Raw genomic sequence first — 18,496 nt, 5'->3', positions numbered from 1 at the left:
GTTACTTGTCTGCATAATCCGCTCCGTCCTGTCACGCAACGACGGAGCCGAAATGACGACCCGAATCGACACTGCCCTCTGCGAACCGCACCACGCCGCCCCGCGCGATGCACGCGACACCGATCGCACGATGCCGCTCGCGACCGTGCGCACGCTGGCCGCCGGCGCACATGTCGGCGATCTGGTGTTCATCCGCGTACCGGCCGGTGCATCGGATGCCGCGGCTGGCGCGGTCGACACCTGGGCCAATCGCTTCGGCATCGTCGTCGATACGTCGGGCGACGAACCGCTGATCGCCGAGTCCACCGCGTTTGCGTGGACGAAGCTCACGCCGCTGTCGCGCTTCGTCGCCCGTACCGACGGCGGACGCATCGCACTGGCGCGCCGCGTCGCGGCAGCGTCGGCCGACGCGCAGCGTCACGTCCATGCGCTGGCCGAACAGCGAATCGATGCGCTGCTCGGCAGTCGCTTGAACCTGCGGGCGCGGCGCAGCTTCTGCGCGCAGTACGTGACCGACGTGCTCGGCGCCGGCCACGCGTCGACACCGTCGGCCCTGCTGCGCAGCGGCACGCTGGTGCTCGAATTCGACGGGATCGTCTTCGATCCCCGCCATCCATGACGACGGGCACGCTCGGGGAGACCGGATAACAACGAGAACGAAAGACAAAAAACAGCGACGGGCTGGCTGGAGGGCCGTGCACGGGGTCGTCACCGACGACGCGAAGCCCGATCGCTTTTTCCGCCGGACAGGTTGCCTGTCCGGCGGAATTTTCATTGTCAGGACGAACATAACGAACGGTTATGCGATTCGCGAAAAAAGGTCATTTTGCATAACTTTCCGGATTGGCTAAAGTCGTGCCATCCACTTCGCGAAAAACTGACAGGAGACGCCCGATGGATTCCCCCACGATCCTCACGCCGCGCGACTGGCCGTCGCATCCGGCCTATGTTCACCCCGAGTACCGTTCGTCCGTCAAGCGCGGCCCGACCCGCCCGCTGATCCCGCTGAAGGAGAAGCTGCGCGACCAGTACGCGCCCGTCTACGGCGCGGAAGATCTCGGCGCGCTCGACCATGACCTGACGAAGAACGCCGTGAAGAACGGCGAGCCGCTCGGCGAGCGGATGGTCGTCACCGGCCGCGTGCTCGACGAAGGCGGCAAGCCCGTGCGCAACACGCTCGTCGAGGTGTGGCAGGCCAACGCGGCCGGCCGCTACGTGCACAAGGTCGACCAGCACGACGCACCGCTCGACCCGAACTTCCTCGGTGCCGGCCGCTGCCTGACCGACGACGAAGGCCGCTACCGCTTCCTGACGATCAAGCCCGGCGCGTATCCGTGGGGCAACCATCCGAACGCGTGGCGTCCGAATCACATCCACTTCTCGCTGTTCGGCGATTACTTCGGCTCGCGTCTCGTCACGCAGATGTACTTCCCCGGCGATCCGCTGCTCGCGTACGACCCGATCTTCCAGGGCACGCCCGAGGCCGCGCGCGATCGCCTGATCTCGCGCTTCTCGATGGACATCACCGAAGAAGGCTATGCGCTCGGCTACGAATTCGACATCGTGCTGCGCGGCCGCGACGCCACCCCGATGGAGCGCTGAACCATGACGACGCTGAAGCAAACCCCTTCGCAGACGGTCGGCCCGTACTTCGCGTACGGCCTGTGCCCGCAGCAATACGACTACGACCTGAAAAGCCTGTTCACGCCGACGATTGCCGCCGCGCACGCCGAAGGCGAGCATGTGCTGCTGGTCGGGCAGGTGTTCGACGGCGACGGCAACGTCGTCGGCGACGCGGTGCTGGAATTCACGCAGGTGGACGGCGCGGGCCGCTATCCCGCGTCGCGCGACGACATCGCGAAATCCGGCTTCACGGGTTTCGCGCGCGTCGGCACGGGCACCGATCCGCAGCAGCGCTTCGTCGTCGAGACGGTGAAGCCGGGCCGCGTCGCCGCCGACGACGCGCCGCACATCAACGTGACCGTGATGATGCGCGGGATCCTCACCCATGCGTTCACGCGTGTGTACTTCGACGACGAGGCCGCCGCGAACGCGACCGACCCCGTGCTGAATGCGGTGCCCGCCGAGCGCCGCGCGACGCTCGTCGCGAAACGCGACGCGCAGCCGGGCCGGCCGGTCGTCTATCGCTTCGACATCCGCATGCAGGGGCCGGACGAAACCGTGTTCTTCGACGTTTGACGCGTGCGCCGGCGCACGTCGGCTTCGCCTGCAACCGCACCGCCGCGTGGCGCGATACCGATGGGCATCGCGCCACGCGGCGTTTGGGGGACTCCGTCGCCCGCATTCGATGGTGCGGCGCATCGTGACCGGGGGAGCCGCGGATGCCCGTCCTCATCGGTTTTCCGCTCCGATATCGCATGCGCAATCGGAACGCATGCTGCGACAGCACATGAATCGTGGGATCGACACGATATCGTTTGCGCGTTATGCAGCGTATGCTTCGTTATCCGCAACGAGCTGGCAGGATTGAATCGGACGAAGCAACAATGATATGGACGATGCGCGACGCTGCCCGACAGGCCGGTCGCGCATTTTTTCACACGGAGTGCCTTTGAACGCGTCTGGCCGAAGTTGGCGGACGCGTATTTTTTGGCGGCAGGCACCGCCTAGCGGCGACTCTCCAGATACCGGCTCGGCGTGTCGCCCAGAATGCGGCGAAACGCCGACGTGAACGCACTCGCGCTCGCATAGCCGAGATCGAGCGCGACGCGCGTCACCGGCTGCCCGTCGGTCAGGCGGGCAATCGCCGCGAGCATGCACACCTGCTGGCGCCACGCGGCAAAACTCACGCCCGTCTGCGCGCGGAACTGCCGCGTGAACGTGCGCCGGCTCACGCCCGCGTCGGCCGCGACCCGGTCGAGATCGGCCGCGATCGACGGCGCCGCGAACAGGTGCCGGCACACCTTCGCCAGCCGCGCGTCGGCCGGCAGCGGCGCATGCAGCGACAGGCGCGGCATCGTCGCGATTTCGGCGACCAGCAGATCCATCAGCTTGCCCGCGCGGCCGTCGACGTCGTACATCGCCGGCAGGTCGACCGCATCGTCGAGCAGTTGCCGCAGCAGCGGCGACACGCCATACACGCCGCACTGCGCGGGCAGCCCGGCCGCCTGCGCGGCGTCCGCGGCCACGAACGCGTTGAGCATCGTGACCGGCCCGGTCATCGTCATTTCGTGCCGCACGCCGGCCGGCACCCAGCACGCGCGCTGCGGCGGCACCAGCCAGCGGCCGTGCGGCGTCGACACGCTGATCGTGCCGCGCGACGCGAACGCGAATTGTCCGCGCACGTGCGCGTGATCCGGAAACGTCGTGCCCCCCGCATAGTCGTTGGCGGTCACGACCACGCTCCGGGGAATGTGTTCGTAGGGATCTAGCTGCGTATTTCTCACGGCCCGAATTCCATCATCAATGACCCGATATCGAAGGCGGTCGCCTTCGAACGATCCACGACTCGCTCCACCGTTGCGCGACCTCGCGGCCAACACCCATCCGATGAACGAGACGCCGTTCTCGCCGGTTGCGGCAATGGAAGCATTCCTGCTCGCCGCGACGGTTGGCACCGTCGCGACCGGCTGACCGGCCGCGCACCGGCGGCGGCGTCGCGGCACGCATCACCGGAGCATGAACGACATCGCCGACAGGCTGTTCAGCGTGCGCACCACGTGCTCGACCGACGGCCCGTCGAAGCGCAGCGTCACCGCATCGACGCGCTCGAGCGACGGCAGCACGCAGAACAGGTCGGCGAGCGCGACCGTCTGCACGCGCAGCGTGCAAGCGGCCGGCGCGGGCCGATGCGCGCCTGCGCGCACGCCGGACGACAGCGCATGCGCGACCGTTTCCCGCGCGGCGGTCGCGATCCGCGCGCACGACGCCGACGGCGTCAGCGTCTCGCCGCTCGATGCGCCGCCGGCCGTCTTGACCGTCTCGAAACGCGCGTCCGGAAACAGCGGCTGCGTTTCCTCGGCGAATACGTCGTCGCCGGTCGCGAGCGCGACATGCGCGCCGTATTCGCGCGCCAGCGCGCCGTACAGCCCGGCTTCGCCGAGCTCGACGCCGTTCAGCCACACCTGCGTGAACGCAAAGCTGTTGATCGTGTGCGCGAGCACGCCGCGCGTCTGCGATTTCGCGTGATAGCCGATCATGAACACGAGATCGGGCTGCTGTTCGACGCCCGTCATCATCCCGAGCGTACGCGGCTTGCCGAGCACGACGCGCGCCCGCGCATCGAGCCCGTCGGGCAGCAGGTTGCGGAAGCCGCCATGCGAATCGTTGACCCAGACGGCCTGCGCGCCGCCCGCGAACGCGCCTTCGATCGCCGCGTTCGCCTCGGCGGTCATCCAGCGGCGCGCGCGCTCGTATTCCGGATTGCCGGCGCGCGTCTGCTCGGTCGCGAATACGCCGGCGACGCCCTCGATGTCGGTCGAGATCAGGATCTTCATGACAGGGTCGAACGTCCTTCGTTGTATTCGTTGAACCACCGGTCGAGATCGGGCACCGCGTCGCGCAGCGATGGCCGCACGTGGCCGTCGCGCCCGGCGACCGTTACCGCTTGCAGCAACGCGTCGGCGATCGCGTGCTCGACGCTTTCGGCCGCGGCCATGAACAGCGGATCGAGCGCCGCATCGGCCACGAGGGCCGGCAGCGCGATCGTCGATGCGTCAGGCGCGATCGTGTAGGCGGTCGAGAACGCGAGCGCGATGTCGCCGCTGCCATGCCCGTACACGGAACCGGTGCGGGCCAGCCCCGCCGCCGCGCGGCGCGCGAGCCGCGACAACTGCCGCGCGTCGAGCGGCGCGTCGGTCGCCAGCAACAGGATGATCGAGCCCTGCTCGGGCGGCGCCGCGTGCGCGGCGTCGGCCGCGCGCCGTTGCGCGACGACGCGGCCGAGCGGTACGCCGCCGAGCGTCAGCATCGGCAGCCGGCCGAAATTCGCGAGCACGAGCGCGCCGACCGTATAGGGGCGGCCGGCCGCGACGGCGACGCGCGACGCGGAACCGATCCCGCCTTTCAGGTCGAAGCACGACATCCCGCGCCCGGCGCCCACCGCCCCGCGTGCGACGTCGCGCGACGCCGCGCGGCACGCGTCGTCGTAATGCGCGGCGGTGACCGCGAACGCCTGGATGTCGTTCAGGTAACCGTCGTTGCACTCGAACACGAGCGGATTGACGGTCGGCCAGTCGCGGCCGATCCGCGGATTCGCGGCGATCGCCGCGCGGATCTGCGCCTCTGCGACCGCGCCGACGCCGAACGTATTGGTCAGCGCGATCGGCGTATCGAGCGTGCCGAGTTCGTCGACCTGCACGAGCCCGACGCTCTTGCCGAAACCGTTGATCACGGCCGCCCCCGCCGGCACCTTGCTGCGGTACACGTCGCCCGGATGCGGCTTCACGACGGTCACGCCCGTCTGCACGCTGCCGGTGTCGAGCGTGCAATGACCGACCATCACGCCCGGCACGTCGGCGATCGTGCCGCGCGGCCCGGCCGGCAGCGTCGCGGCCCACATCGGCGCAGCCTGCATCAACGGCGCTCCAGCTTCGGGTCGAGCGCGTCGCGCAGCCCGTCGCCGAGCAGGTTGAACGCGAGCACGGTCAGGAAGATCGCGAGGCTCGGGAACACCGCGATGTGCGGCGCCGTCACCATGTCCGCGCGCGCCTCGTTGAGCATCGCGCCCCACTCCGGCGTCGGCGGCTGCGCGCCGAGCCCGAGGAACGACAGGCTCGCGGCGGTGATGATCGACGTGCCGATCCGCATCGTGAAGTAGACGACGACCGACGACACGGTGCCCGGCAGGATGTGCCGCATGATGATCGTCCAGTCGGACGCGCCGATGCTGCGCGCGGCCTCGACGTAGGTCATGTGCTTGAGCATCAGCGTGTTGCCGCGCACGAGCCGCGCGAACGCCGGGATGCTGAAGATCGCGACCGCGCAGATCACGTTGACCATCCCGTTGCCGAGGATCGCGACCACGCCGATCGCGAGCAGGATGCCCGGGAACGCGAACAGCACGTCGGCGACGCGCATCGTGATGCGGTCCCACCAGCCTTCGTAATAGCCGGCGAGCAGCCCGAAGAACGTGCCGATCACCGCGCCGAGCGCCACCGAGAAGAAGCCGGCCGCGAGTGAGATGCGCGTGCCCGCGACGATCCGGCTGAAGATGTCGCGGCCGAGCGAATCGACGCCGAACCAGTGCACGGCCGACGGCCCCGCGTTCAGCGCGTCGTAGTCGAAATAGTTTTCCGGATCGAACGGCACGATGTGCGGGCCGACGAACGCGAGCACGACGAGCGCCAGCACGAAGCCGCCCGCAATGAGCGCAATGGTCTGCTTGCGGAACTTGCGCCAGAATTCGCGCCACGGCGTACGGATCGCGGTCGTTGCGGCCGGCGCCGCGGGCTGGACAGTCGCGTTCATGCGGGCCTCACTTGAACCGGATGGTCGGGTTGATGACCGCGTACAGCACGTCGACGGTCAGGTTGATCAGGATGAATTCCAGCGAGAACAGCAGCACGATCGCCTGGATCACCGGGTAGTCGCGCATCGTCACCGCGTCGACCAGCAGGCGCCCGAGCCCCGGCCAGTTGAACACGGCCTCGACGACGATCGAGCCGCCGAGCAGGAAGCCGAACTGCAGCCCCATCATCGTGACGACCGGGATCATCGCGTTGCGCAGGCAGTGCTTGAGCACGACCATCGGTTCATGCACGCCCTTCGCGCGCGCGGTGCGCACGAAATCCTCGTTCAGCACTTCGACGAACGACGCGCGCGTGAAGCGCGCCATCACCGCCGCGACCGCGGCGCCGAGCGTCAGCGACGGCAGCACGTAGCTCTTCCACGTGCCGTCCGGCACGACCGGCAGCCAGCCGAGCTTCACCGAGAAGATCTCCATCAGCAGCATGCCGAGCGCGAACGCAGGAAACGAGATGCCCGACACCGCGAGCGTCATGCCGAGCCGATCAGGCCAGCGATTGCGCCAGACCGCCGACGCAATGCCGATCGCCATCCCGAACGCCGTCGCCCAACCCATGCTGACGAGCGTCAACAGCAGCGTCGGCATGAAGCGCTCGCCGATCTCGGTCGATACCGGCCGCTTGCTGCGCGTCGACATCCCGAAATCGCCGTGCGCGATCTTCGCGAAGAAACGCGCGAACTGTGCGGGCAGCGGCCGGTCGAGCCCGAGATCGGCGCGCACGAGCGCGACGGTCGCCTCGTCGGCTTCGGGACCGGCCGCGAGCCGCGCCGGGTCGCCCGGCAGCAGATGCACGAACAGGAACACCAGCACCGCGACGATCGCGAGCGTGGGCAGCAGGCCGAACAGGCGTTTGACGAGGAAATTCAGCATGGGACACCGATCGAATCAGCGCACCGGCGGCCCGCGCCGCCGGCACTGCGTGGCGGGCAAGCCGCCGTCATTTCAGCGAGATCTCGTCGAAGTTGAACGAGCCGTCCGGCATCACGTACGCGCCCTGCAGCCGCTTGCTGCGCGCATACACGATCTTCTCCTGCACGAGGAAGATCCACGGCGCATCGGCCCAGATCTGCTTCTGCGCATCGGCGTACAGCTCGGCCTTCTTCGCGCGGTCGACCGTCTCCAGCGCCTTCGTCAGGTCGCCGTCCACCGTGTCGTTCTTGTAGTACGCGGTGTTGACCAGCTTCGGCGGCGCCGATGCGCCGGCCAGCAGCGGCGTGATCGCCCAGTTCGCTTCGCCGGTCGACGACGACCAGCCGATGTAGTACATCCGCACCGGCGCCTTCGCCGGATCCGGCGCGCTCTCGACCTTCGCGACGCGTTCGCCGGCCTCCAGCGCCTGCACCTGCACCTTCACGCCGACCTGCGCGAGCTGCTGCTGCACGAACTGGATCGCCTTCTGTGACGTCGAGTTGTTATACGCGGACCACAGCGTCGTCTCGAAACCGTTCGGATAGCCGGCTTCCTTCAGCAGCGCACGCGCCTTCGCCGGGTCGTACGGCCAGGGCCCGAGCTTCGTCGCGTAATCGACGCCCTGCGGCACCACGCCGGTCGACGGCGTCGCGAAGCCGGAGAACGCGACCTTCGCGAGCGCTTCCTTGTTCACCGCGTAGTTCAGCGCCTGGCGCACCTTCGGGTTGTCGAACGGCTTTTGCAGCATGTTCAGCGACACGTAGCGCTGCACGATCGACGGCCGCTCGACCACGTCGACCTTCGGGTTGCTCTTCAGGTCGGCCGCCTGTTCGAACGGAATGCGGAACGCGAAATCGGCTTCGCCCGTCTTCATCAGCGCCGCGCGCGTGTTGTTGTCGACCACCGGCTTCCAGTCGATCGCGTCGATCTTCGGATAGCCCTTCTTCCAGTAGCCGGCGAACTTCTTCACCTTCAGGTCGTCGGTCTGCTTCCATTCGACGAACTCGAACGGCCCGGTGCCGACCGGATGCAGCGCGATGTCGCGGCCCCACTTCTTCAGCGCGGCCGGCGAAATCATCACGGCCGACGGGTGCGCGAGCGTGTTGATGAACGCCGAGAACGGCTCGTGCAGCGTGACCTTCACGGTGGTCGGATCGACCACTTCGGTCTTCTCGATCACGCGGAACATGTTGTAGCGCTTCAGATGGTTCGCGGGATCGGTCACGCGGTCGAAGTTCGCCTTCACGGCCGCCGCGTTGAAATCGGTGCCGTCGTGGAACTTCACGCCCGAGCGCAGCTTGATCGTGTACGTCTTCGCGTCGGGGCTGGCTTCATAGCCGGTCGCGAGCACGTTGACGAGCTTCATGTCCTTGTCGAAGCCGAACAGCCCCTGGTAGAACGACTTGACGACCGCCTGCGACACCGTGTCGTTCGCGTCGTACGGGTCCATCGTCGTGAAGGTCGAATCCACCGCCATCACCGCGGTCTGCTGCGCGAACGCGGGCAGCGCGGCCGACAGCGCGAACGCGCCGGCGAGCGCGACGAAGCATGCGCGCGGACGAAACATCGGAAACGGATGCTGCTTGCTCATTTTGCTGGGCTCCTATCGGTGAATCGGTGACGCCTCACGGGCGTTTCGGTTTCGACTGCCTGCTGGTTCGCGCACCGTCATCGCGGCGCACGACGCCACTCCTCAATACGCGCCGCCCACGCGATGCGTCGCGACGTAATGATCGGGGCCGACCGCGACGAGCGGCGCGACGACCGGCTCGTCGCCGACCGCGCGGATCGGGCTCGGAATCTCGTCCGCCGCGAGCTGGCGCGGCGCATGCCGGCGCGCGGGGTCGGCCACCGGCACCGCGCTCATCAGCTTCTTCGTGTACGGATGCTGCGGCGCCTCGAACACCGCGCGGCGCGGGCCGATCTCGACGATCTGGCCCAGATACATCACCGCGACGCGATGGCTGACGCGCTCGACGACCGCCATGTCGTGCGAGATGAACAGGTACGCGACGCCGAGCTCGCGCTGCAGGTCGAGCATCAGGTTGACGATCTGCGCCTGCACCGACACGTCGAGCGCCGACACCGACTCGTCGGCGATCACGACCTTCGGATTCAGCGCGAGCGCACGCGCGATCGCGATCCGCTGGCGCTGGCCGCCCGAGAATTCGTGCGGATAGCGGCGCGCGGCATCCGGCGGCAGGCCGACCTTGTCGAGCAGCCAGTCGACGCGCGCCTGCGCTTCGCTGCCGCTCGCGACGCCGTGCACGAGCAGCGGCTCCATGATCGAGAAGCCGACGGTCAGGCGCGGGTTCAGCGACGCGAACGGGTCCTGGAAGATGAACTGGATGTTCCGACGCAGCGCCTGGAGGTCCGGGCCCTTCAGCGCGCTGATGTCGCGGCCGTCGAATTCGATCGAGCCGCTTTGCGATTCGACGAGACGCAGCAGCGAACGGCCGGTGGTCGACTTGCCGCAGCCCGATTCGCCGACGAGCGCGAGCGTCTCGCCCGCACGCAGCTCGAAGCTCACTCGCTCGACCGCATGCACGTATTGCGACACGCGGCCGAACACGCCGCTCTTCACCGGAAACCGCGTGACGAGATCGCGCACGCGCAGGATCGGCGGCGCGGCATGATCGACGGGCGGCTGCGCGTCGTTCGCCGCGGACGCCGTCGTCGCGGCCGTGGCCGTCGCGTTCGTGCCGTCCACCTTCAACAGCGGGAATTTCTCCGGTGCGTCGGTGCCCTGCATCGAGCCGAGCCGCGGCACGGCCGCGAGCAGCGCGCGCGTGTAGCGATGCGCGGGCGTCGCGAAGATGCGGTCCGACTCGCCCTCCTCGACCTTCTCGCCGCGATACATCACGAGCACGCGATCGGCCACTTCGGCCACCACGCCCATGTCGTGCGTGATGAAGATCACGCCCATGTTCATTTCGTCCTGCAGCCCGCGCACCAGTTGCAGGATCTGCGCCTGGATCGTCACGTCGAGCGCGGTCGTCGGCTCGTCGGCGATCAGCAGCGCGGGCCGGCACGACAACGCCATCGCGATCATCACGCGCTGTCGCATCCCGCCCGACAACTGGTGCGGATAGCGCGCGAACACGCGGCGCGCTTCCGGGATGCGCACGAGATCGAGCAGCCGCAGCGCTTCCGCGCGGGCTTCGGCCGCGCTCTTCGACTGGTGCAGCGCGATCGCCTCGCTGATCTGGTCGCCGACCGTAAACACCGGGTTCAGCGACGTCATCGGCTCCTGGAAGATCATCGCGATGTCCGCGCCGCGGATGCCGCGCATCGTCGCGGCGCTCGCCCGCGCGAGATCGACCAGCGCGCCGCCACGGCGCCGGAACGCGATCCGGCCGCTCGTGATCTCGCCGCCGCCGTGCTCGACGAGCCGCATCAGCGCGAGCGACGTGACCGACTTGCCCGAGCCCGATTCGCCGACGATCGCGAGCGTCTCGCCGCGATCGACGTGAAACGACACGTTGCGCACCGCGTCGAACGTCGCGTTTTCGCGGCGGAACGTGACCGACAGGTCGTCGACGGCCACCACGCGCTGCTCGGGCAACGTCAGGGGCGACGGATTACGGCTCGAAGTCATGGCATCTCTCCTCGTGCGATCCGGAATCAGGCCGCATCGTCGCGGTAGATGCCGACGACCGGCGCTTCACCGACGCGCGCGTAGCCGCGGTACATCCCTTCGGTGTTGAACGGCATCGCGACGTTGCCGTGCGCATCGACCGCGATGATCCCGCCGCGGCCCGCGAGGCGCGGCAGCTTGTTCATCACGACGTCGTGCGCGGCGTCCGCGAGCGACGCGCCGCGATACGCGATCTGCGCGGCCACGTCATGCGCGGTCGCGAGCCGGATGAACATCTCGCCGGTGCCCGTCGCGGAGACGGCGCAGGTCGCGTCGTCCGCATAGCAGCCGGCGCCGATGATCGGCGAATCGCCGACGCGCCCCGGCTGCTTGTTCGTGATGCCGCCCGTCGACGTCGCCGCCGCGATGTGGCCGTGCACGTCGCACGCGACCGCGCCGACCGTGCCGTGCTTGCGGTCCGGATCGAGCGGCTCGGCGGGTTGCGCGGCGCCGCCGAACGCGAAGCTGGCCGCATCGTGGTCGAGCATCATCCCGGCCGCCGCGCGCGCCTTGACCCACTGCGCATGCCGCGCTTCGGTGTCGAAGTAGCCGGGTTCCGCGAGTTCGAGCCCTTGCGCGGCTGCGAACGCATCCGCGCCCGCGCCGGCGAACAGCACGTGCTCGCTCGCCTCCATCACGCGCCGCGCGGCGAGCACCGGATTGCGTACGCGCGTCGCGCAGCAGATCGCGCCGGCGCCGAGCGTCGCGCCGTCCATGACCGCCGCGTCGAGTTCGTGCTTGCCTTCGGCCGTATAGACGGCGCCGCGCCCGGCGTTGAACAGCGGACAGTCCTCGAGCATGCGCACCGCGACGGTCACGGCGTCGAGCGCGCTGCCGCCGTCGGCCAGCACTTGCTGCGCGGCCTGCAGGATCGCGGTGAGTTCGGCGCGGTACCGACGTTCGGTGTCGGTATCCATCGCTTCGCGCAGGATCGTGCCTGCGCCGCCGTGAATCGCGACGATCGCGGGTGAAGTCATGATTTTTTCGGACGTGGGGAAGAAGGGTTCGCGGCCGGCAGCGCCGCTTGCGGCTGCACGAGCCACGGCAGCAGGAATTCAGTCATCTCGGCGGCGGATTTCGCGGACCGGTGCGTGCGCAGCGCGACCGCATCGATCAGCGCCTCGATCATCGTGAGCACGGCCGCTTCCGACGTGGCCGCGAAACGCCGCTCGGCCTTCACGTACAGGTTCAGCGACGCGATCGGCGCGAGCGGCGATTGCGGGCCGTCGGAGATGCCGAGCACGCGCGCGCCGCGCGCCGCCGCACGACGCGCCAGCTCGATCGTGTCCTTCACGTAGCGCGGAAACGCGAGCGCGATCACGAGATCGCGCGAATCGGCCGTGTACAGGCGTCGCGCCGCATGCGAAGGCCCGCCGAGCAGCGCGAGCGACTGCACGCTGTCATGGCAGACGGACAGGCCATGCTCGATCAGCCCGGCGAGGAACGCGCTCGACCCGGCGCCGAGAATCAGCACGCGCCGCGCGCCGACGATCGCCTCGACCGCCGCCTCGACATCGGCCGCGTCCAGTTGCGCGCGCGTGTTCTCGATGTTGGCGACAGCCTGGTCGAATACCGCATCGATCCAGACTGCGCCGCGTACGCCGGATTCCTGCTCCTGCGCGGAACGCAGCCGCTCGACCGGCCCGAGCGTGGCCTCGAAGCCGCGCACGAGCGCCGCGCGCATCGCCGGATAGCCGTCGAAACCGAGCGCCTTCGCGAAGCGGTTCGCGGTCGCGATCGACGCATTCACGGCCTGCGCGAGCTCGTCGATCCGCATCGTCGCCGCGCGAAACGGGTTCGCGAGCACGAACTCGCCCATGCGCCGGTGAATCGGCGTCATCAACGGCATCGCCGACGCGATCCGCGCGGCGATCGCGGGTTCGTCGTGACTGACATCGGGCGGAACGAGAGGCGTCATGCGAAGGGTTGTTGCAAGGTTCGATGAAAATGAATTTACACAATCTCCCGACTGAAAAGAAATAAATTTTCATCAGGGTGTGTTGCGCCTCAACCGGCGTCCGTCGACCGTGCGGACGATCGTTCGGCCCCGCCCCACGGGCCTTTGACGGCCGATCGCCCTGCGTCGCCGCTCACGGTCGCCATCCGGTCATCGGGAAAACCCCGAGTACGTTCGTTCGAATGCAGATTCACGTTGACCGGATTCGCATTCGAACATAGGATGTTCGAAAATGATCAGTCGTCAGATAACATTGCAGCTCTGTGACGACGAAATGTTCGCTCGAACACCGTGATTTCGATATGAACCGGCAAAAACCGGTGCGCATCAAGATCGGACATCGTACGAACCAAAACGAAACAAGCCATTCCGACGGATGGCCCTCATGGACCGGGCAGGCGCCGCGCGCCGCCCTCCCTGACAGGAGACAGCAGTGAAGACAGTCAAGGCGTTGCGCTGGTGGATCATCGTGCTCGTGTGTCTCGGCACGATCCTCAACTACCTCGCACGGAATTCCCTCGCGGTGCTCGCGCCCGAACTCAAGCAGGTGTTCGCGATCTCGACGCAGCAGTACTCGTACATCGTCGGCGCGTTCCAGATCGGCTACACGATCATGCAGCCGGTGTGCGGCTTCATCGTCGACCTGATCGGGCTGCGGCTCGGCTTCGCGCTGTTCGCGATGCTGTGGTCGGTGGTCGGCGTCGCACACGGCTTCGCATCGGGCTGGCTGTCGCTCGGCATCCTGCGCGGCTTTCTGGGCCTGTTCGAGGCCGCCGCGATTCCGTCGGGGATGAAGGCCGTCGCCGAATGGTTTCCCGATCGCGAGAAATCCGTCGCGGTCGGCTACTTCAACGCGGGCACGTCGCTCGGCGCCGCGATCGCGCCGCCGCTCGTCGTGTTCATCTCGATGCGCTTCGGCTGGCAGGCCGCGTTCATGGTCACCGGCGCGCTCGGGTTCCTGTGGGCCGCGCTCTGGTACACGCAGTACCGGTCCCCGGCCGACCATCCGCGCCTCACGCCGCAGGAGCGCACGCTGATCCGCGACGGCCAGGCGACGATGCCGCCCGTGTCGAAGCGCCGCATCCGCGACGTCGTCACCGCGCGGCGCTTCTGGGCGATCGCGCTGCCGCGCTTCTTCGCGGAACCCGCGTGGCAGACCTTCAGCTTCTGGATTCCGCTGTACCTCGCGACCGAGCGCCACATGCCGCTCACGCAGATCGCGGTATTCGCGTGGATGCCGTTTCTCGCAGCCGACCTGGGCGGCATCGCGGGCGGCTACCTGTCGCCGTACCTCGCGAATCGCTTCAAGCTGCCGCTCGTGTGGTCGCGCGTCGCCGGCGTCGCGCTCGGCGCGGTGCTGATGCTCGGGCCGGCGACGATCGGGCTCGTGTCGTCGCCGTACACGGCGATTGCGCTGTTCTGCGTCGGCGGCTTCGCGCACCAGATGATCTCCGCGCTCGTCAACACGCTGTCGGCCGACGTGTTCGACCCCGAGGAAGTCGGCACCGCGAGCGGCTTCGCCGGGATGGCCGCGTGGATCGGCGGCCTCGGCTTCTCGCTGCTGGTCGGCGCGCTCGCCGACAAGATCGGCTATGCGCCGCTGTTCGCGTGCCTCGGGCTGTTCGACATCATCGGCGTCACGCTGCTCGCGCTGCTGATCCGCGGGCAGTCGAAGCAGGAACGCCTGCTCGCGCAGCACGCCTGACCTCCGTTTTCACCAGGAATCGCATTCATGACTTCGCTCCTTCATCCGCCCGTGTTCCGCGTCGCCAGCCACCACGCGAACCGCGTGTTGCTCGCGTCCGATACGGGCGCCACCGTCGAAATCTTCGTGCTCGAGGACGACATCGTGCGCGTGCGCGTGCTGCCCGACGCGACGGCGCGCACCCCGCGCACGTGGACGATCGCACCCGGTCTCGACGACGTGCCGCTCGACGGGCGCGACCGCCTCGACCTGAGCGGCTTCGCGCTGCCCCACTACGACTTCGTCGAAGACGACGACGGCGTGCGGATCGAAACCGCGCAGGTCCGGCTTACGGTGCGCCGGCGAGGCGGCCATTGCACGTGGTCGATGCGCGACGCGAACGGCGCATGGCGCGTCGCGCTCGCCGACCGCGCGACGCAGGCATACAACTTCGGCTGGTGGGACGATCGCGCGTATCACTACGTCGCCCGCGAGCGCGGCGACAAGGTGTTCGGCCTCGGCGAACGCGCGGGCGAACTCGACCGCACGGGCGCGCGCTTCGAGATGCGCAACATCGACGCGATGGGCTACAGCGCGAAAAGCACGGACCCGCTGTACAAGCACATCCCGTTCTACATCACGTGGTCGCCCGATGCGTGCCAGGGCTTCGGGCTGTTCTACGACACGCTGTCCGACTGCGTGTTCGACATGGGCCGCGAGCTCGACAACTATCACGGGCTCTATCGCTATTTCGTCGCCGAGCACGGCGATCTCGACTACTACTTCATCGCGTCGCCCGCGACGCCGCTCGCGGCCGCGCGACGCTTCACGTGGCTGACCGGGCGCCCCGCGCGCACGCCGAAATGGGGGCTCGGCTATTCGGGTTCGACGATGAGCTATACCGACGCGCCGGACGCGCAGCAGCAGATGAACCAGTTCGTCGAGCAGTGCGACGCGCACGACATCCTGTGCGATTCGTTCCACCTGTCGTCGGGCTATACGTCGATCGGCGCGAAGCGTTACGTGTTCAACTGGAACCGCGACAAGTTTCCGGATGCGAAAGGCTTCGTGCAGCACTATCGCGACCACGGCATCCGCCTGTGCGCGAACATCAAGCCGTGCCTGCTGCGCGACCATCCCGCCTTCGACGACGCCGCGCAGCGCGGGCTGCTGATCCGTTCCGCGTCGGGCGAGCCCGCATGGGTGCAGTTCTGGGACGAGGTCGGCGCGTACATCGACTTCACGCAGCCGGACGCCTACCGCTGGTGGCAGGAGCAGGTCACGTCGGCGCTGCTGGAATACGGGATCGAATCGACCTGGAACGACAACAACGAATACGAGATCTGGTCGCCCGACGCGATCGCGCACGGCTTCGGCCAGCCGTTTCCGGCGCGCGAAGCGAAGGTGCTGCAGACAATGCTGATGATGCGCGCGTCGCGCGACGCGCAGCGCGCGCATGCGCCGGCGCGGCGGCCGTTCCTCGTGTCGCGCTCCGGCGGCGCCGGCATGCAGCGTTACGTGCAGACTTGGTCCGGCGACAACACTACGTCGTGGGAAACGCTGCGCTACAACCTGAAGATGGGCCTTGGGCTCGCGCTGTCGGGCGTGTCGAACATCGGCCACGACATCGGCGGCTTCTCCGGCCCCGCGCCGTCGCCCGAATTGCTGCTGCGCTGGGTGCAGTTCGGCATCTTCATGCCGCGCTTCAGCATCCATTCGTGGAACGACGACGGCACCGTCAACGAACCGTGGATGTACCCGGAGATCACCGCGCAGGTCGCGTCGCTGATCAAGCAGCGCTACCGGCTGCTGCCGTACCTCTATCACCTGCTGTGGCTGTCGACGACGCGCTACGAGCCCGTGCTGCGGCCGACCCTCGCCGATTTCCCCGGCGATGCGCGCTGCTACGACGCGTGCGACGACATGATGCTCGGCGACGCGCTGCTGGTCGCACCGGTCGTCGATCCCGGCCGGACCGAACGCACGGTGTACCTGCCGTCGGGCGCACGCTGGACATGCTGTTCGAGCGCGCAGTCGTTCGACGGCGGCGCGAGCGTGACGCTGCCCGCGCCGCTCGACACGCCGGTGATGCTGCTGCGCGAAGGTCGCGTGCTGCCGTTGAACGTCGCCGACCAGCATTTCGGTGCGCGTGCCGACACGCGCGGCTTCGTCGTCGCACCGCGCATCGAAGACGGCGTCGCGTACGGCGAATGCGTCGAGGACGACGGCGAGACGGAAGCGTGGCGCGACGGCGAATACGGACTGTGGCGCATCGAGACCGGCCGCGAGGCGTCGGGCGAGCTCGGCGTGTCGGTCCGCTGGGACGGCCGCCCGGCGCGCCCGGCCGAGCGCGTCGATATCCTGCTGCCCGCGTCGCTGCAAGGCCCGGTCGCCGTGCGCGGCGCGCGTGTCGAGCAGGATGCGGGGGACGGTGCGTGGCGCCGCCTCGTCGTCGCGTTCGACCACTGAACCACTGAAGCCAACCCGATCAGGCGGGCCGTTCGCGCGGCCCGCCGCCTGCCACAGAGGAGGCATTCAACCTCCCGCCCCTTGAAAAGATGAAGCACCCCGGAGATCGACAATGAAAGCACCCGTCAACCGTTATGCAATCCTGATTTTATCGGCCGCGTCGCTCGGCGCGACCGCCGCCCATGCGCAGAGCAGCGTCACGCTGTACGGCGTCGTCGACGATTCGCTCGCGTACGTGAACAACCAGCAAGGGCACTCGAACATCTACCTGCGCGACGGCAACCTGTATGCGTCGAAGTTCGGGTTGCGCGGCGACGAGGATCTCGGCGGCGGCACGCATGCGATCTTCGACCTGCAGGCCGGCTTCAACCTGAATACGGGCGCGCAGGCCGCCGCCGGCACGATGTTCAATCGCCAGGCCTTCGTCGGCCTGCGCAACGTGAGCTACGGCACGGTGACGGCCGGCCGCCAGTACACGCCCTACTTCCTGTTCGTCGGCCCGTACGCGTCGAGCAGCTGGCTGACCGGTGCGACCGGCGCGCATCCGGGCGACATCGACGGCCTCGACACGACGATTCGCGTGAACAATTCGGTTACCTATACGTCGCCGACCTTCGCCGGGCTGACCGCGAGCGCGATGTACGCATTCGGCGGCATTGCCGGCGCGACCGGCAAGGGCAACACGTTCAGCGCCGCGCTGCGCTACGCGAACGGGCCGATCGGGATCGCGGCCGGCTATCTGCGGATCAACAGCTCGGGCTCTTCCGTGGGCTTCCTGAATCCGGCCACCGCGTCGTCGGGCAGCTTCGCGGTGTCCGTGCTGAACCAGGGCTACCTGACCGCGAAGGCCGTCGAGCAGGTCGCGGCGGCCGGCAACTACACGCTCGGCGACCTGACGATGGGGCTCAACTATTCGAACGTGAAGTACCTGCCCGGCAACGGCTCGGCCTTCACCGATACGGCCGTGTTCAATACCTACGGCGCACTCGCCGCGTACCGCTTCACGCCGACGTTCTCGGTGGCCGGCGCATTCGCGTACACGCTCGCATCGAAGGCGAACGGCGTCGCGAACGCGGCCCGCTATCAGCAGTACTCGCTGAAGGAGTCGTACAGCCTGTCGAAACGCACGACGCTCTATGCGCTGCAGGCGTACACGCATTCGAGCGGGCGGACGCTCGGCGCGCAAGGCGCCGGCCACATCGTCGACGCGGCGCCGATCGTCGGCGATTCGCAGCAGCTCACGCCGTCGACGACGCACGGCCAGTTCGTCGGCATGGCCGGGATCGCGGTCACGTTTTGAACCCGCCCGACGGCGCCTTCCGCGCGCTGTCTTCTACCTGGACGCCTGGACGC

General features: G+C 68.1%; 15 protein-coding genes. 6 read left to right on the top strand and 9 right to left on the bottom strand.

Features of this window, described 5'->3' with window-relative positions; all coding sequences use genetic code 11:
* Window positions 1–52: 52 nt before the first annotated feature.
* The 3 genes from GJG85_RS17565 to pcaG all read left to right on the top strand — a co-directional run bounded on the left by GJG85_RS17565 (window position 53) and on the right by pcaG (window position 2,199).
* Window positions 53–619: a YiiX/YebB-like N1pC/P60 family cysteine hydrolase gene (locus GJG85_RS17565; protein ID WP_050010835.1), complete on the top strand. Its 567-nt coding sequence runs from the start codon at window positions 53–55 to the stop codon at window positions 617–619.
* Between the two features lie 275 nt (window positions 620–894).
* Complete coding sequence (pcaH, locus tag GJG85_RS17560) at window positions 895–1,602, top strand: protocatechuate 3,4-dioxygenase subunit beta (protein ID WP_006489685.1); 708 nt, start codon at window positions 895–897, stop codon at window positions 1,600–1,602.
* 3 nt (window positions 1,603–1,605) lie between these two features.
* Window positions 1,606–2,199 carry a protocatechuate 3,4-dioxygenase subunit alpha gene (gene pcaG, locus GJG85_RS17555; RefSeq protein ID WP_050010832.1) on the top strand — a complete coding sequence of 198 codons (594 nt, stop codon included), beginning with the start codon at window positions 1,606–1,608 and terminating at the stop codon, window positions 2,197–2,199.
* 428 nt (window positions 2,200–2,627) lie between these two features.
* Here pcaG and GJG85_RS17550 read toward each other — a convergent pair whose 3' ends face one another.
* The 9 genes from GJG85_RS17550 to GJG85_RS17510 form a co-directional block, all read right to left on the bottom strand.
* Window positions 2,628–3,407: a helix-turn-helix transcriptional regulator gene (locus GJG85_RS17550; protein WP_050010830.1), complete on the bottom strand. Its 780-nt coding sequence runs from the start codon at window positions 3,405–3,407 to the stop codon at window positions 2,628–2,630.
* A 222-nt stretch (window positions 3,408–3,629) separates the two neighbouring features.
* Window positions 3,630–4,457, bottom strand: coding sequence for a M55 family metallopeptidase (locus GJG85_RS17545; RefSeq protein ID WP_124594662.1), 828 nt, complete (start codon window positions 4,455–4,457; stop codon window positions 3,630–3,632).
* On the bottom strand, window positions 4,454–5,536 hold the full coding sequence (locus GJG85_RS17540; protein ID WP_050010828.1) for a P1 family peptidase: 1,083 nt from the start codon (window positions 5,534–5,536) through the stop codon (window positions 4,454–4,456). Before GJG85_RS17540 ends, GJG85_RS17545 begins: the two co-directional genes overlap by 4 nt.
* Complete coding sequence (gene gsiD, locus GJG85_RS17535; RefSeq protein WP_050010827.1) at window positions 5,536–6,429, bottom strand: glutathione ABC transporter permease GsiD; 894 nt, start codon at window positions 6,427–6,429, stop codon at window positions 5,536–5,538. The genes GJG85_RS17540 and gsiD overlap by 1 nt, the downstream gene beginning before the upstream one ends.
* 7 nt (window positions 6,430–6,436) lie before the next feature.
* On the bottom strand, window positions 6,437–7,357 hold the full coding sequence (gene gsiC / locus GJG85_RS17530) for a glutathione ABC transporter permease GsiC (RefSeq protein ID WP_050010825.1): 921 nt from the start codon (window positions 7,355–7,357) through the stop codon (window positions 6,437–6,439).
* A gap of 67 nt (window positions 7,358–7,424) precedes the next feature.
* On the bottom strand, window positions 7,425–8,987 hold the full coding sequence (gsiB, locus tag GJG85_RS17525) for a glutathione ABC transporter substrate-binding protein GsiB (RefSeq protein WP_089489285.1): 1,563 nt from the start codon (window positions 8,985–8,987) through the stop codon (window positions 7,425–7,427).
* A 102-nt stretch (window positions 8,988–9,089) separates the two neighbouring features.
* Window positions 9,090–10,994 carry a dipeptide ABC transporter ATP-binding protein gene (locus GJG85_RS17520; protein WP_089489284.1) on the bottom strand — a complete coding sequence of 635 codons (1,905 nt, stop codon included), beginning with the start codon at window positions 10,992–10,994 and terminating at the stop codon, window positions 9,090–9,092.
* A gap of 26 nt (window positions 10,995–11,020) precedes the next feature.
* Window positions 11,021–12,010, bottom strand: coding sequence for an isoaspartyl peptidase/L-asparaginase (locus GJG85_RS17515; protein WP_089489283.1), 990 nt, complete (start codon window positions 12,008–12,010; stop codon window positions 11,021–11,023).
* Window positions 12,007–12,951: a MurR/RpiR family transcriptional regulator gene (locus tag GJG85_RS17510; RefSeq protein WP_050010818.1), complete on the bottom strand. Its 945-nt coding sequence runs from the start codon at window positions 12,949–12,951 to the stop codon at window positions 12,007–12,009. The genes GJG85_RS17515 and GJG85_RS17510 overlap by 4 nt, the downstream gene beginning before the upstream one ends.
* A gap of 472 nt (window positions 12,952–13,423) precedes the next feature.
* Here GJG85_RS17510 and GJG85_RS17505 point away from each other — a divergent pair, with 472 nt between their 5' ends.
* From GJG85_RS17505 to GJG85_RS17495, 3 genes are all read left to right on the top strand, one after another.
* Window positions 13,424–14,695 carry an MFS transporter gene (locus GJG85_RS17505; RefSeq protein WP_050010817.1) on the top strand — a complete coding sequence of 424 codons (1,272 nt, stop codon included), beginning with the start codon at window positions 13,424–13,426 and terminating at the stop codon, window positions 14,693–14,695.
* A gap of 27 nt (window positions 14,696–14,722) precedes the next feature.
* The gene (locus GJG85_RS17500; protein WP_204384235.1) at window positions 14,723–17,143 is read left to right on the top strand and encodes a glycoside hydrolase family 31 protein; all 2,421 of its coding nucleotides are present in this window, start codon (window positions 14,723–14,725) and stop codon (window positions 17,141–17,143) included.
* Between the two features lie 112 nt (window positions 17,144–17,255).
* On the top strand, window positions 17,256–18,443 hold the full coding sequence (locus tag GJG85_RS17495) for a porin (RefSeq protein ID WP_089489281.1): 1,188 nt from the start codon (window positions 17,256–17,258) through the stop codon (window positions 18,441–18,443).
* The last annotated feature ends 53 nt before the right edge of the window (window positions 18,444–18,496 follow it).

This window comes from Burkholderia sp. MS389, from assembly GCF_016899425.1.
GTDB classification, from domain to species: Bacteria; Pseudomonadota; Gammaproteobacteria; order Burkholderiales; family Burkholderiaceae; genus Burkholderia; species Burkholderia sola.
Note: the sequence above shows the minus strand (reverse complement) of the source record. Positions and strands in the feature narration are given on the sequence as shown.